Origin of the sequence: Vreelandella lionensis, assembly GCF_044543515.1 — a bacterium.
Lineage (GTDB): Bacteria > Pseudomonadota > Gammaproteobacteria > Pseudomonadales > Halomonadaceae > Vreelandella > Vreelandella lionensis.
On sequence record NZ_JBITWC010000020.1, the window covers coordinates 73,784 to 87,909 of the forward strand.

At 54.9% G+C, this 14,126-nt stretch carries 13 protein-coding genes; 6 read left to right on the forward strand and 7 right to left on the reverse strand.

Translation table 11 applies throughout. The features are described 5' to 3' along the window. Positions 1-140: 140 nt before the first annotated feature. Positions 141-2,948, reverse strand: a complete 2,808-nt coding sequence (locus ACIGG6_RS13195; RefSeq protein WP_399844979.1) for a bifunctional diguanylate cyclase/phosphodiesterase — start codon at positions 2,946-2,948, stop codon at positions 141-143. A 498-nt stretch (positions 2,949-3,446) separates the two neighbouring features. Between ACIGG6_RS13195 and ACIGG6_RS13200 the strand changes: the two genes are divergently transcribed. The 4 genes from ACIGG6_RS13200 to zigA all read left to right on the forward strand — a co-directional run bounded on the left by ACIGG6_RS13200 (position 3,447) and on the right by zigA (position 6,329). After that, complete coding sequence (locus ACIGG6_RS13200) at positions 3,447-3,809, forward strand: helix-turn-helix domain-containing protein (protein WP_399844981.1); 363 nt, start codon at positions 3,447-3,449, stop codon at positions 3,807-3,809. Between the two features lie 185 nt (positions 3,810-3,994). Then, positions 3,995-4,609 carry a class I SAM-dependent methyltransferase gene (locus ACIGG6_RS13205; protein ID WP_399844983.1) on the forward strand — a complete coding sequence of 205 codons (615 nt, stop codon included), beginning with the start codon at positions 3,995-3,997 and terminating at the stop codon, positions 4,607-4,609. A gap of 117 nt (positions 4,610-4,726) precedes the next feature. Then, positions 4,727-5,002, forward strand: a complete 276-nt coding sequence (locus ACIGG6_RS13210) for a TIGR03643 family protein (RefSeq protein ID WP_399844984.1) — start codon at positions 4,727-4,729, stop codon at positions 5,000-5,002. Positions 5,003-5,102: 100 nt separating this feature from the next. Beyond that, positions 5,103-6,329 carry a zinc metallochaperone GTPase ZigA gene (gene zigA / locus ACIGG6_RS13215; protein ID WP_399844986.1) on the forward strand — a complete coding sequence of 409 codons (1,227 nt, stop codon included), beginning with the start codon at positions 5,103-5,105 and terminating at the stop codon, positions 6,327-6,329. Positions 6,330-6,339: 10 nt separating this feature from the next. Here the strand turns inward: zigA and ACIGG6_RS13220 are convergent, their stop codons facing one another. The 6 genes from ACIGG6_RS13220 to ACIGG6_RS13245 form a co-directional block, all read right to left on the reverse strand. Continuing rightward, positions 6,340-8,073, reverse strand: a complete 1,734-nt coding sequence (locus ACIGG6_RS13220; RefSeq protein ID WP_399844988.1) for a SulP family inorganic anion transporter — start codon at positions 8,071-8,073, stop codon at positions 6,340-6,342. Positions 8,074-8,142: 69 nt separating this feature from the next. After that, entirely contained in the window at positions 8,143-8,571 is a 429-nt protein-coding gene (locus ACIGG6_RS13225) for a TIGR01244 family sulfur transferase (RefSeq protein ID WP_399844990.1), read from the reverse strand. 29 nt (positions 8,572-8,600) lie between these two features. Then, positions 8,601-9,509, reverse strand: coding sequence for an MBL fold metallo-hydrolase (locus ACIGG6_RS13230; protein ID WP_399844993.1), 909 nt, complete (start codon positions 9,507-9,509; stop codon positions 8,601-8,603). Between the two features lie 167 nt (positions 9,510-9,676). After that, the gene (locus ACIGG6_RS13235) at positions 9,677-9,895 is read right to left on the reverse strand and encodes a DUF1653 domain-containing protein (protein ID WP_399844994.1); all 219 of its coding nucleotides are present in this window, start codon (positions 9,893-9,895) and stop codon (positions 9,677-9,679) included. Further along, complete coding sequence (gene tcdA / locus ACIGG6_RS13240) at positions 9,892-10,740, reverse strand: tRNA cyclic N6-threonylcarbamoyladenosine(37) synthase TcdA (RefSeq protein ID WP_399844995.1); 849 nt, start codon at positions 10,738-10,740, stop codon at positions 9,892-9,894. Before tcdA ends, ACIGG6_RS13235 begins: the two co-directional genes overlap by 4 nt. A gap of 8 nt (positions 10,741-10,748) precedes the next feature. Beyond that, a complete protein-coding gene (locus ACIGG6_RS13245) occupies positions 10,749-11,522 on the reverse strand; it encodes a pseudouridine synthase (RefSeq protein ID WP_399844996.1) in 774 nt (257 codons plus the stop codon). Between the two features lie 234 nt (positions 11,523-11,756). On the opposite strand from ACIGG6_RS13245, the gene sodC reads away from it, so the two are divergent. Together sodC and ACIGG6_RS13255 are read left to right on the forward strand one after the other, a co-directional pair. Continuing rightward, positions 11,757-12,290 (forward strand): superoxide dismutase [Cu-Zn] SodC, encoded by a 534-nt coding sequence (sodC, locus tag ACIGG6_RS13250; RefSeq protein WP_399844998.1) that lies wholly within the window; start codon positions 11,757-11,759, stop codon positions 12,288-12,290. Positions 12,291-12,474: 184 nt separating this feature from the next. After that, positions 12,475-13,944, forward strand: coding sequence for a carbon starvation CstA family protein (locus ACIGG6_RS13255; RefSeq protein WP_253504959.1), 1,470 nt, complete (start codon positions 12,475-12,477; stop codon positions 13,942-13,944). Positions 13,945-14,126: the final 182 nt, after the last annotated feature.

Genomic DNA, 14,126 nt, shown 5'->3' on the forward strand with positions numbered 1-14,126 from the left:
GCTATAAGGTTTTAAACATATTGATAACCATTATCTAAAAACCGCCATAAAAATAACAATAGGTTACAATTATTTATGACAGATATAAGACTGCGTAAATAGAGTACACACAAGGAATCGCAAAAATTGAACTAATGCTGCTACATTAGCCAGCGCTGAGCAAACTGCTCGGCGGTAAGTGGCCGGTCATAATAGTAGCCTTGTGCTTGGGTGCAGCCCATAGCTAATAATGCTTCACTTTGCGCCTTGCACTCGATACCTTCGGCAATGGTTTGTAAGCCCAATGTATTCGCCATGGCAATAATGGTGGCTACGATTGTGCGATCATTGTCGCTGGTCAGCATGTCGCGAATAAACGAAATGTCAATTTTAATTTTGTCTGCCGAAAAGCGCTTCAGGTAGGCAAGCGATGAGTAGCCAGTGCCAAAATCATCTATCGATAGCCCCATGCCGTGGCTTCTCAATATCTCTGTCGTCGCAATGGCATCCTCTGGATGAGTCATGATGCCACTTTCGGTAATTTCGACACTAAGAGCTTCAGGCGCCACGCCATTTAGCCGACAGCTAGTTAGCAGCGTTGAGACTAAATCATTATCGTCGAACTGGTCAGCGGCAATATTAATCGCCAGCTGCCCTTTCAGCACAAGCCCTTGGCATTGCCAATCCCCTAGCTGCCGGCATGCCTCATCAATCACGCAAGTGCCTAACGCCACTATCATCCCGCGCTCTTCGGCAAGCGGGATAAACTGTCCCGGAGACACCTCTCCCAGCTCCTCATCCCACCAGCGGCATAGGGCTTCGGCACCAATCAGCTCACCTGTGCGCATATCTACTTGGGGTTGAAAGTGCAGGTAAAGCGATCGATTCGCTAACGCAATCGCCAGTCGCTTGGCGATATGCAGCTGCTCGGCTACCGCCTGCCCCATCCAAGGCTCAAAAGTGCGCGTTACTAACTTATGCCGTTTCGCTTGGTACATGGCAATATCGGCGTGTTTTAATAGCGCATGAACTGTCAGTCCATGCGCTGGATAGAGTGACACACCAACGCTGACAGACAGCTCTGCGGAGTGCTGCTCTATAACAATTGGTTTATTTAAACTCGTCCATAGCCGCTCAGCCGTGAGTAATGCGCTGCCTTCATCGCGTGTTTCCTGGCATACCACCACGAACTCATCCCCACCGAGGCGTGCGAGATAGTCGCTTCGGGGTAGTGCATCGCGGAAGCGCCTAGCCACCTCTTTTAATACTAGGTCGCCTATATCATGTCCTGCAGTGTCATTAATCTCTTTAAAATGATTAAGATCCAATAGCAGTAATGCAAATGGTATGGCAGCCACGTCTGTCACGCGCTCTTCTAAGTGCTGCATAAAATCGGCGCGATTGGGCAACTGCGTGCCCGCATCACAAAACGCTAGCTGACGAATGCGTGCTTCATCTTTTTGGCGCCCAAGTTCCCCAGCCGCACGCGCCGCAAAAATCTGCAGGACTGTGCGTACAATTTGCGTGTCAAATAGAGGCGTTTTAAACATAACGCCAATAATTCCAATAGGATTACCCTTGGCATCGTCCAAGCGACGGCCAACATAAGTGTTCACCCAATCCAGCGCGCCATCGCTTTCTACGGGCAAGCAAAGACCAGCACCTTCATGTACAACGCATTCACGTTTTGTAAGTACATCTTGGCAGGGAACGCCTGCCAGATGATAGCTAAAGGTAGGCTGACGCTGACCATTGACAAAAATGGACAGCACGTTAGCGATATTGGGATTATGCTCATCTAAAGTAGAGATAAACCCTACTTCAGCCGCCAGAGCATTGGCCATATGATCGGTTAGCTGAGTTAAAAACGCTTGTCCGTGCTGAGCAGAAACCGCCGTTGCCACTTGTGTTACTGCATGTTGGATACGATGCTCCGCCTTTCGATGGCGTAAACTGTCAATACCAAAAGCAATATCGTCAGCTAGCTCGCTGAGCAAGCGTACCTCTCTTGAGGTAATGGCTAGATCATCTGCCTGATAAAAGCTGAATACTCCAAGCGACTGGCCGCGATAGATAAGGGGCAGAACAATTAGCCCATTGACGCCTAAGGCAGACAGTGTGTCATCAATACCTGGCGACCCTGTGCTGCTTTGTCGAGTAAAAATAACGGGGGTTTGACGCTCTAATGCTTGACTCACCATCTCGCGGCTGTAGCCTGCGATGAGCAGTTGTTTGGGGCTTAGCCAGCCGAGAGCATCACCTTCAACATCGACACACGCCTGAACCGCTCCAACGCTCTCTTTTTCAACATAAGGCTCTATTTGGCTAACCCACGCAGCAGTATAGCCTCCTACTTCTACCGCCACTCGGCAGGCAGCATGGAGTAGCGCTGTTTCATCACTCGCATGAAGACGCGCGTCATTCCCTCTACTGAGTAGCCTCAAGGCGCGTTGCTTATTCGCAATTCGCTCATTCGCCTGCTCTCCAATCAATTGGCGCGATAGCTCCAGGCCAGCAAGCGAAGCAACAATTTGCATGACTTCATTTGCATATCTTGGTAGCGCTAAGGGGCGGGAGTGCATTAATACGATGATTCCTTGGCAGTTGCCTAAAGCATCCGCCATAGGAACCTCCAAATACCCCTCAACCGACAACCTTGCCAAGCGCACATCCCCAGGAAAATGGGTACGTACTTTTTCAAGGATATGAAAACAGGAGGATTGCTCAACCTGCTCACAGGGGGTGTTTTTCAATATATAAGGAGACGCATCAATGAATTCACCCTGTGACCACATAGCAAGCGGCGTTGCCAAGCGCCGATCAGCATCAATGCTTGCCACCAGCGCATGATCAACTTTGAGTAGAGCGGCCAGTGACTGGGCTAAATGGTGGAAAAAACCACCCTTATTGATACTTGATAAACCACTTGCAAGTTGTCGGAAAATTTCTGGTGCCATCGTGGGAGACATGATAATAAGCGCCTTCGGTTTTGATGAGTGAGCCACGCTGGCAAGCCAAACGCTTTCAAAGCCGAATTGACCGCTATGTGATCATCCTTGAGCCATGCAGCGATTGTCGTTAGCACGACAAAGCAAAACGTCTTGCATCAACCCTCCCTGCTCTTGCTTCTATAACTTTGCATTAGCCATCACTCCCACGGACGTTCTTCAGCGCCCGGATTAATGATGCTAACCACAACGCGTTAATTATTGAGCCACAGTCGCCGCGATATAACTTTATCAACAGATAAAATTCACTATCTAAACCTTTACGGAACTGCCAACAAATTTATTTTAAATGATTGATTTAATTATATTTAGCCATGCTTTTTTGTTCATCCAGCCAGCCAAGGACAAAAAAACAGCACAGGGATCACATCCTCAACCTTTCAGGGCGATATTCAACCTAAATAGTCCTTCATGTCAATAGGTCGTTACCCAACCATTCAGGTCTACATGGAGGATAGTGTGAATAAAATTGAACAGGAACGGCTAGCTAGTAACATCGGCCGGGCTATCGCCAAACAGCGAATACGCAGCCAATTGAACCAGGAAGAAGTCGCTGAACGATTAGGGGTTGGCAATGAAGCCGTTTCAAGAATTGAACGCGGTCGGGTCATCCCTAACACCATACGCTTATTTGAATTAGCCGAGATATTCAATTGCGATGCAGGGGAGTTATTAGGTCAAGCAAGCGTTCATGTGGACGATCAAACTAAAAGAATAAAAATGCTATTAGCGCCTTTAACGTACCAAGATCGGCAACTAATTCTTGATATCCTTGAAAGCTTAGCGACGCGTTTCCATCAAAATTCCTCGGCAGAGGAGTAGCTCGTCGGGTGCCTTTCTCTTCTATTTGCCGCACGTTTCTCCTCTACAGCAAAGCCCCTATCACCACCACCCTAACCACAGCTGTGCCGCCACTTGTAGTATCTTGGTGGTTCTTGGCGGTTCATGCTATAGGTACATACCATTACGCCACTATTGCTTTATCACTCCCGCTATCGTGAGGGCCTATGCTAAACACTACCACCTGGAATCGCCTTCGCTATAGTGTCTATGCCCCTCTGTATGATGTCGTGGTATCGCGAGCCCTGCGCAAGCCACGCCGTGTGGCACTTGGCCAAGTAGACTGGGAACCCGGCATGCGAGTTTTATTGGTAGGTGCTGGCACAGGCTTAGATCTACACTTTCTACCTCATGAGCTGGAGATACATCTTACTGATCTAACCCCTGCCATGGTCAAACGTGCCCGCGCACGGGCCGAGCGCTATCAACGCGATGTCTCCTGCCGAGTCATGGATGCCACCACGTTAGAGTATCCAGATGAACACTTTGATGTCGTCGTCATGCACTTTATTTTGGCGGTGATGCCAAACCCTGAGCTGGGGCTCGCTGAGGCCTATCGCGTTCTCAAACCCGGTGGGCAGCTATGCGTCATGGATAAATTTCAGCCAGACGCTCAAGCTGCTGGCCTGAGCCGCCGAACCTTAAATGTGCTGACCTCATTTCTCGCTACCGATATTACTCGCCAAGCAACACCACTATTACAACAGGCGGGCTTCCGCATTCGCCACGATGAACCTGTACTCATGAATGGGCTATTTCGCGCACTGCTGGCGGCTAAGTAGCGACGTCTCATTGCAGATAGTGCCACACACCCTCCACAGCTATCTCTGCCATGTATGATAGTGGTAGAGTTATATAGGCGACACTTCTCTATACTCACTAACTGTCCAGGTGCCTCTATGCCCAACGCCGTTATAAAACGCTTTCGCTGTCTACCTGAGGATGAACAGTCACGGGTCATCGAAATGGCCTGGGAAGATCGCACGCCTTTTGACGCCATCGAAAGGCAGTTTGGTCTAGGTGAACCAGAGGTCATAGACATCATGCGCTATCAGCTTAAACCAGGGTCATTTCGCTTGTGGCGACAGCGAGTGACAGGCCGCACCACCAAACATAGAGCGCTTCGCTCGCCTGATATCATACGCGGCTACTGTCCTACCCAATACAAACGCTGAGCACACACCTGATCACTCTCTATCCCGGCAGAGACATATTTTCACCGCCCCTTTATTGTTATATTATCACATAACACTCTTGCCTGAAGGTGCTATTATTATGTCTGCGTTCCCTCCCCTACCCGTGACGGTGCTTTCCGGCTTTTTAGGTGCCGGTAAAACCACCGTGCTCAATCATATCCTGGCGAACCGTGAAGGCCGCCGGGTGGCGGTGATCGTTAACGATATGAGCGAAGTGAACATTGACGGTGCGTTAGTACGAGGCGGTCCTGGCGAGTCGATGCTGGACAGCGATATAGCACTCAACCGCAGTGAGGAACGCCTCATAGAGATGAGCAATGGCTGCATTTGCTGCACTCTACGTGAAGATCTCCTGATTGAGGTCGGCCAGCTCGCTCGTGAGGGCAAGTTTGATTATCTCGTGATCGAGTCTACCGGTGTATCCGAACCACTTCCCGTGGCCGAAACCTTCACCTTTGAAGATGAAAGCGGTCAGAGCCTTTCCCAAGTCGCTCGGCTAGACACCCTAGTGACGGTGGTGGATGGCGCTAACTTCCTCACACAGTACCAGGAAGCGAAAAGCCTTGAAGAAGTAAGAGAAAGCCTGAGCGAAGAGGATGAGCGCAATGTTGCTGACTTATTGGTCGACCAAATTGAGTTTTGTGATGTCCTGCTAATTAGCAAGACCGATTTGATCACTGAAAAAGAGCTGGACGCCCTCAAAGCGATTCTACGTTCGCTCAACCCCGAGGCAGAGCTAGTACCCATTCGCCAAGGCGGCGTATCGTTGGAGAAAGTGCTGGATACCGGAAAATTCAACTTTGAACGTGCTCAGCAAGCGCCAGGCTGGCTGAAAGAGCTACGTGGCGAACACATACCCGAAACCGAAGAGTACGGCATTGGCAGCTTCGCCTACCACGCTCGCCGCCCTTTTCACCCTCAAAAGTTTCACGACTTGTTAAACGCCGAATGGTTTGGCAAAGGCCTGCTGCGCTCGAAAGGCTTCTTCTGGCTGGCGACTCGCCCTCGCTATGCGGGCCAGTGGAGCCAGGCAGGTGGCATTGCCCATCACGGCCCGGCGGGCGTGTTCTGGAAAGCCATTCCTGAAGCCGACTGGCCTGAGGACCCAGAGTATCGCCAATTCATTATGGAGAAGTGGCAAGAGCCGTTTGGCGATATGCGCCAAGAACTGGTGTTTATCGGCCAGAACCTAGATGAGACCAAAATGCGTGAAGCGCTGGACGACTGTTTACTCAGCGAGGCCGAACTATTAGAAGGGATGGAGACATGGCAGCAGTTGCCCGATCCGTTCCCGGCCTGGGAGTAAAAGCACCACTTCACACCGACACCACCTCAGCACTGGCCGGATGCGCCAACGCTTGCCAAGCGTCATAGGTGGTAAAGAACACTTGGCCGGTGAGCTCGTGGTAAAACGCCGTGTGCGTTAGGCGATCCATCACCGGCCCTTTCACCTCGGCCAAGTGGAGCATGGCACCGGCGTCTTTCAGCCGACCGTTGATCGCCTCCAGGCTCTCCAGGGCCGAAGCATCGATGACATTCACTGCCTGACAGGTGAGCACAATGTGCTTGATCGACGGCGAGCGGGCGGCCAGCGCCATGACGGTATCTTCGAGATAGCGGGCGTTGGCAAAATAGAGGCTTTCATCGATGCGCAGCATGGCGACATGCTCGTCGGTTTCTACCTGATGGCGCTTCACGTTACGGAAATGCTCGGTGCCCGGCACCCGCCCTACCACCGCACTATGGGGCTGGCTGGTGCGGTAAAGGTGTAACCCAAGCGAGAGCACCACCCCGCTGATAATGCCCACTTCCACGCTATGAAGAAGCGTCAGCAGCAAAGTAGCGACCATCGCCACCCCGTCGCTTCGGGAGTATTGCCAGGTTCGCTTTACCGCAGGCAAATCAATCAACGTCCCCACGGCCACGATAATCGTGGCGGCCAGCGTGGCGGTGGGTAAAAAGACCAGTAAGTCAGTGAGTAGCAGCGTCGCCAACACAATCCCAAGCGCGGTAAAAGCCCCCGCCAGCGGCGTCGCTGCCCCGGCTTCAAAATTCACCACCGAGCGCGAAAAACCGCCCGACACCGGCGAGCCACTACTAACGCCAGCGCCAAGGTTGGCCATGCCGAGCGCAATTAGCTCTTGGTTGGGGTCGATACGCTGGCGGCGCTTGGCGGCCAGGGTCTGCGCCACGGACACCGACTCTACAAACCCTACCAAACTGATCAGCAGCGCCGCCGGCAGCAGGCCGAGCCACAGCGATTGATGCAAGCTCGGCAGCGTAATAGCAGGCAGGCCACTGGGCACAAAGCCCACCACATCGACCCCGCGCTGCTCTAGTTGGAAGCCCCAGGCGAACAGCGTGGTCACTACCACGGCCGAAATAGGCGCAGCTTTGACCATTAACCCTGCCCAACTAGCTGGCATTCCCAGCTTGGTCAGCCAACCATTCAGGCGCTTGCGACACACCCATAGATACGCCCAAACGCCAAGGCCAATCAGCAGCGTTATGACATTCACCTGCTGCCACTGACCCAATAGCGCTCTCAGCAGTTCCACCACGTTATGGCCGGATGCTTCGACCCCAAAAATGTGCTTCAACTGGCTGATCGCGATCAACATTCCCGAGGCGGTCACAAACCCGGAGATCACCGGATGGCTGAGAAAGTTGACTAAAAAGCCCAGCCGAAGCACGCCCATCGCGATAAGAATCAGCCCAGAGAGGGCGGCCAGCACCAGTGCCGCACCGATATATTCCGGGCTACCCGGCACGGCAAAACTGCTCAGCGCCGAGGCCGTCATGAGTGCTGCCACCGCCACCGGCCCTACCGCCAAACTCGCGCTGGTGCCAAAGATGGCGTACAGCACCAGCGGCAGCATGCTGGCATAGAGCCCCATTTCCGGCGGCAACCCTGCCAGCATGGCGTAGGCCAGCGCTTGCGGCACCAGCATCAGCGTGACGATCACCGCGGCAAGTACATCCCGCGTGAGCAAGCCCCGGTGATAGGTTCGCAACCAGCCGATTAGCGGCACCCAGCGCTCAATGATCATGATGCAGTCTCATAATAGGTACCTGCTGATACGGGGCCTTCGTAGTAGGGTTTCACTCATCTTCGATTTTTATTCGGCACTCCGTTCAAGACCTTGGCGCTGGTCTTCCAAGTCAACCCCTGCCGCATGGGCCGCCGTAAACAGCTCCGCCAATTCGCACTGCTCGTGCTGACGCTTGGCGTAGGCCCACAGGTGCGTGGCCCGCTTACCTGAGCGGCAAAACGCCAAGAGAGGGCGCGGCAGCTGTTGGAGCGCTTCAGCAAAGGCGCGGATATCAGCTTCGCTGTACTCGCCTGGCTTCACGGGGATATGCACCCAGGCAAGGCCAAGCTGCTCGGCTTTTTCGCGGTAGCGCGCCTCGTCTGGAAAGTCCTCGCTCTCACCTTCGATGCGGTTACACACCACCGCGTGAAAACCACGCGCTTTTACCTCCTCCAACTCATCCACCGTCAGCGCTGAGGTGATCTCAACGCCTGGCTCCAATGGCTTCGTTTGCATGACCACACCTCCTATTGGTTTGGATAGCATCAATCCCAGGCCGCACCTTCCAGGGCATCCAGGGGGATTTTCAGATAGCGCTTGCCGTTGGCTTCAGGCTCTGGAAGACGACCACCGCGGATATTCACCTGCAGCGCGTGCAAAATCAGCTTGGGCATGGGCAGCTCGCTATCCCGCTTGTGGCGCAGTGCGATGTACTCCTCCTCGCTTTTGCCTACCAAGTGCGGGTTGTTGGCTCGCTGCTCATTGACGCTGCTCTCCCACTGCGGCTCACGGTCGTCGGGCATATAGTCGTGGCCAGTGAACAGCCGTGTATTGCCCGGTAGCGCGAGAATCTGCTGGATGGAGTTCCATAGAGATTTGGCATCCCCACCGGGAAAATCGGCTCGCGCCGTCCCAAAATCAGGCTGAAAAAGGGTGTCATGCACAAAGGCGGCATCACCGATTACGTAGGTGATAGAAGCCAGCGTATGACCAGGCGAGTGCAGCACGCGAGCGCTGAGTTCACCGATGGCAAACGTGTCGCCCTCGACAAACAGCGTGACCCACTGGCGGCCATCGGTGGGCATCTCCGGCCAGTGATAAATCTCTTTCCACAGGGCCTGCACTTGGGTGACGTACTGGCCAATCGCCGTCGGCGCGCCGGTTTTTTCTTTTAAGTACTGGGCTGCTGAAAAGTGGTCCGCGTGGGGGTGCGTATCCAGAATCCACGCCACCGTTAGCCCCTCTTCCTCTACATATGTCAGCAACGCATCAGCGCAGAAAGTCGCCGTTGCGCCAGATTTCTCGTCGAAATCCAGCACCGGGTCAATAATCGCGCACTGTTTGGTAGCGGGGTCGCTGACGATGTATTGAACGCTAAAGGTGCGCGGATCAAAAAAGCCCGCCACGTCGGGTGACCCCGCACCGGTGCTTTGAGATAGGGCGAAGGTCTTCATGCTTATCTCCTAGATACGTGAGTATGTATGCTTGACGCCTACGCGCCAATTATTGTTATAAAGATAGCTAATTATGGAATATAAGCAATCACAACTACAAAAATGCCGCCTCCCTGAAAACAGGGGGCGGCAATCCATAAGAGCACTAGTGGCGCAATCGATACGGGCTAAAACGCCTTCTCCAACGCAAAGCGCGGCTGGGTGCTCCCCTCTTTCGTCACGCTCTCCATGAACATCGCTAGCGGGCGCACCCAGAGGCCGTAGCCGCCGTAGAGCGCGCGGTAGACCACTAGCGGCTCTTCGCTTTCGCTGTGCTGGGCGGTGCCCACCACTTCGTACAGGCTGCCTTTGTAGTGGCGGTAAATACCGGGAACGGGAGTGGTCATTCGTTTTCCTCTTGAATGGCTTGAGTGGCGGCGGGCTGATTCGCTTTTTTGTCGAGGCGCTCCAGCACTTTGGAGGCGGCCACGAAGCCAAAAGTGCCGGTGAGAAACGTCGCCGCGCCAAAGCCGGAAGCGCAGTCCAGCCGTGTAGTCTCGTTGCTGCCGGGCTTTTGCAGGCACACTTCGCCGTCGGCACTGGGGTAGACCAGCTGCTCGTCGGAGTAGACGCACTCCACCGAGAAACGCCGCTTGGGGTTGCGGGAGAAGCCGTAATCGCGACGCAGCCGCGAGCGCACTTTGGAGAGCAGCGGGTCGTGCTCGGTGCGGGTCAAATCCGCCACTTGAATGCGCGTCGGGTCGGTCTGCCCGCCCGCCGCGCCGGTCACGGTAATCGGCATTTTGCGCCGCTTGCACCAGGCGATTAGCGCCGCTTTGGCAATCACGCTATCAATGGCATCCACCACGTGGTCGGCATCCTCAGGAATGCGCTCGGCCAGGTTGGTGGGCGTGACGAAGGCGGTATCCGCGACAATCTCGATCTCAGGGGCAATCAGGCGACAGCGCTCGGCCAGCACGTCTACTTTAGGCTGGCCAATCGTGCCATCCAGCGCGTGGAGCTGGCGGTTGACGTTAGAGACACACACGTCGTCCAGATCAATCAGCGTAAGCTTGCCGATGCCCGAGCGGGCGAGCGCTTCGACCGTCCAGCTGCCCACGCCGCCGACCCCGACCACCACCACATGGGCACGGCGAAATGCCTGCGCCGCACGCTGGCCGTAAAGGCGCCGAATACCGCCAAAGCGGAAGTCATAATCGCTAGAAGACGTCGTGGATTCATTCAATGACATGGGCAGGCTCACAGTGCTTGCAGGGCAGAAGGCGTGGCAATGGGCGGCGTTCGCACGCTATCTAGAGGTAAATGCCCCTGCCAGCCAAACTGCTCGAACAGATTTTTCATCGTCTCATCCACGGCGCAGCTGAGCTGAATGCGCTTATCCAGCAGCGGGTGATCAAACGCTAAATAGGTCGCGGCAAGCAGCAGCCGCGGGGCGGCCAGCTGCTCGGCAAAAAAGCGGTTATGGATACTTTTGCCGTGCTTGGCGTCGCCAATGATCGGGTAGCCACGGCGGGATAAGTGGCGGCGAATTTGGTGCCGTCGCCCGGTCAGCGGCCGTGCTTCCACCAGCGAGTAGCGCGCCACCGGGTAGCGGTCTACCCGTACCGGCAGCTCTACGCTATCCAAGCGGCGAATATCGGTCATCGCGGGCATGGCGGGCATTTCTGCCTTGGGGCGCGTGCCGTCCTCCTCCCGTAACGGGTAATCCAACCGCTCCTGCTCCGGCGCTTTGCCCCGCACCACCGCTAGGTAGCGCTTCTCTACCTGGCGTTCGCTAAACCTTTCGCTCAGCAGGGCGGCGGCCTCGGAGGAGAGGCCAAACACCATCACGCCGGAGGTAGGCCGGTCCAGCCGGTGCACCGGGTAGACCCGTTTGCCGAGCTGGTCGCGCAGGCGCTGAAGCAGGAACTCGGTTTCCCCACGCGCCAGCGCTGAGCGGTGCACTAACAGGCCTGACGGCTTATGCACCGCTACAAGATGCTCATCCTGATAAAGGATGTTAAGTGGCTGCATGGAACTCCTTGATACATAGGCAGAGCATTTGGACATGAAACAGGGGCGTAAAACAGGCGCATAAAACAGAGATGTGGAATAGCGGGCTATTGTCGCGGCTTGGCGCGCCGATGTCATCCGTTGCCAGCACGCTAGGCGGGATTTCTTCGCCATTGGCAGAGTGACGGTAGGCCAACTACTGTTACAGAGTGCCCTTTGTGAGGGCTTCCACGGATAAGGAAAGGAGCAATTATTATGCGCTATTCACTACCCCTTACCGGTATCGCGGCGGGTGTGCTGCTGGCCACCACGGTACAGGCCAATGAACCGCTTAATGTTGAAATGCATAAGGTCAGCGCAGACGGTGTGGAGGAGTCTATCGGTACGGTGGCCGTTGAGCATACCGAGCATGGCGTGCTGCTCACCCCTTCGTTAACCGGCCTGGAACCAGGCGTTTATGGCTTTCACGTTCACCAAAACGCCAGCTGTGAGCCCGCCGAGAACGACAGCGGCGAGATGACCGCCGCGCTTTCCGCTGGCGGACACTACGATCCTGACGAGACCGGCACCCACCAGGGGCCTTACGGTGAAGGCCACTTGGGCGACCTACCGGTGCTGACCGTGAATGAGGATGGTGAAGCCAACCTGCCGGTACTAGCCCCACGCTTGAGCATGGAAAACATGCCGGGCCGCAGCCTAATGATTCACGCCGGTGGCGACACCCACGCTGATGAACCCCACCTGGGCGGTGGCGGCGCCCGCATGGCTTGCGGCGTTATCTCCTCTTAATCCTCAATTTGATGGCATTTTCACTTCGGGCAGCCAAACGGTTGCCCGTTTTTCTTTGTTAATCAGCCACTAAAGTCGTAAAGCACTAACCGGTACGTCTCTGTACATTCACCCCGGCTAAATAAGCGCGGCTTGCTGCATGGCTGTCCGCTTGACACCCTCCCTGACCAGTTGAGTGCTTTACATGATTACGTTCATTCTCTCGATAGTGTTATTAGTCGTGGGTTACTTTACCTACGGCAAGTTTGTCGAGCGCGTGTTTGTCGCTGACCGTAAGCGTCAAACACCGGCGTTCAGTATGCGCGACGACATCGACTATGTGCCGATGAACACCACGCGCAACTCGCTTATCCAGTTGCTTAACATTGCCGGTGTAGGCCCGATTTTCGGCCCTATCCTGGGTGCTCTCTATGGTCCGGTGGCGTTTGTGTGGATCGTGATTGGCTGTATTTTTGCAGGCGCGGTTCACGACTACCTAACCGGCATGATCTCCATCCGTAACCACGGCGCTCACCTGCCCCAGTTGGCGGGCAAATTCCTGGGCAAAACGATGAAGCACGTGGTGAATGGCTTTGCGATTTTGCTGCTGCTATTGGTCGGCACCGTGTTCGTTACCTCTCCGGCGGCCCTGCTCGCTAACATGACATCGCTGTCGCTGACGCTTATCATCCTGGCGATTTTTGCCTACTACCTGATTGCCACGCTGCTGCCGATTGATAAAGTGATTGGGCGTATTTACCCCTACTTCGGCGCGCTGTTGCTGTTCAGCGCCGCTGGCATCGGCATTGGTTTGGTGGTAACCGGCGCGCCTATCCCGGAGCTCTCGTTCCAGAACATGCACCCGGATAACGCACCGATCTTCCCGCTGCTGTTCCTGACCATCTCCTGCGGTGCGCTGTCCGGCTTCCACGCCACACAGACGCCAATCATTTCGCGCACTACTGAAAACGAAACCAACGGACGCAAAATCTTCTACGGCATGATGATCGCCGAAGGCGTGATTGCCATGATTTGGGCAGCGGCAGCCATGAGCCTGTTCCAAGGTGAACAGTCGCTTTCCGATGTATTGGCAGCAGGCGGCCCTGCCGCTGTTGTGAGCGAAGTCTCTACCACCATGCTGGGCGCCGTTGGTGGCACCCTGGCCGTGCTGGGTGTCATTGTGCTGCCCATCACCTCCGGCGATACCGCCTTCCGCAGCGCTCGGATGATTATTGCCGACTATTTAAAAGTAGAGCAGAAGCCTATCGTTAAGCGCATCCTGATTGCGCTGCCGCTGTTTGTGGCGTCTTACGCGCTCACCCATATGGACTTCACGCTGCTGTGGCGCTACTTCTCCTGGGCCAACCAAACTACCGCCGTGATTGCGCTCTGGACCGGCACGATGTATCTGGTGCTATCGCGCAAGCCCTACCTGATCACCTCGATTCCTGCGGTGTTTATGACCATGGCAACCTTCACCTACCTCGCTTACGCGCCGATTGGCTTTAACCTGCCGCTACAAACCAGCTATATCGTGGCCGCACTCGGCACGCTGATCTGTATTGCGCTATTTATGAAGCGCGTACGCCGCCTCAGCCGCGCCACCTTTAGCGTGGATGAGCCGGTGCCTGGTGCGCTGGATCAAGACGCTACGCTGGCCACTAGCAATCGGTAAATATCAGGTCAACACTTTGCATTGAAACGCAAAACGGGCAGCCCCAAGGGGCTGCCCGTCAGACTGCTGACAAAGCCCTGGCCCTTCGGCCAGGGTTTTGCTTTGATAAGCGTATCGTTTTTAGTGGTGGCCGATATGCTCAAAGACCCTTCCCCCCAACAGCACGAACTGGAGATGGTCAC

Coding starts and splice junctions, on each gene's coding strand:
- zigA (WP_399844986.1), top strand. CDS start 5,103: ATGTCTGCGTTCCCTCCCCTACCCGTGACGGTGCTTTCCGGCTTTTTA.
- tcdA (WP_399844995.1), bottom strand. CDS start 10,740: ATGTCATTGAATGAATCCACGACGTCTTCTAGCGATTATGACTTCCGC.
- ACIGG6_RS13245 (WP_399844996.1), bottom strand. CDS start 11,522: ATGCAGCCACTTAACATCCTTTATCAGGATGAGCATCTTGTAGCGGTG.
- ACIGG6_RS13210 (WP_399844984.1), top strand. CDS start 4,727: ATGCCCAACGCCGTTATAAAACGCTTTCGCTGTCTACCTGAGGATGAA.
- ACIGG6_RS13255 (WP_253504959.1), top strand. CDS start 12,475: ATGATTACGTTCATTCTCTCGATAGTGTTATTAGTCGTGGGTTACTTT.
- ACIGG6_RS13225 (WP_399844990.1), bottom strand. CDS start 8,571: ATGCAAACGAAGCCATTGGAGCCAGGCGTTGAGATCACCTCAGCGCTG.
- ACIGG6_RS13205 (WP_399844983.1), top strand. CDS start 3,995: ATGCTAAACACTACCACCTGGAATCGCCTTCGCTATAGTGTCTATGCC.
- ACIGG6_RS13230 (WP_399844993.1), bottom strand. CDS start 9,509: ATGAAGACCTTCGCCCTATCTCAAAGCACCGGTGCGGGGTCACCCGAC.
- ACIGG6_RS13195 (WP_399844979.1), bottom strand. CDS start 2,948: ATGTCTCCCACGATGGCACCAGAAATTTTCCGACAACTTGCAAGTGGT.
- ACIGG6_RS13235 (WP_399844994.1), bottom strand. CDS start 9,895: ATGACCACTCCCGTTCCCGGTATTTACCGCCACTACAAAGGCAGCCTG.
- ACIGG6_RS13220 (WP_399844988.1), bottom strand. CDS start 8,073: ATGATCATTGAGCGCTGGGTGCCGCTAATCGGCTGGTTGCGAACCTAT.
- sodC (WP_399844998.1), top strand. CDS start 11,757: ATGCGCTATTCACTACCCCTTACCGGTATCGCGGCGGGTGTGCTGCTG.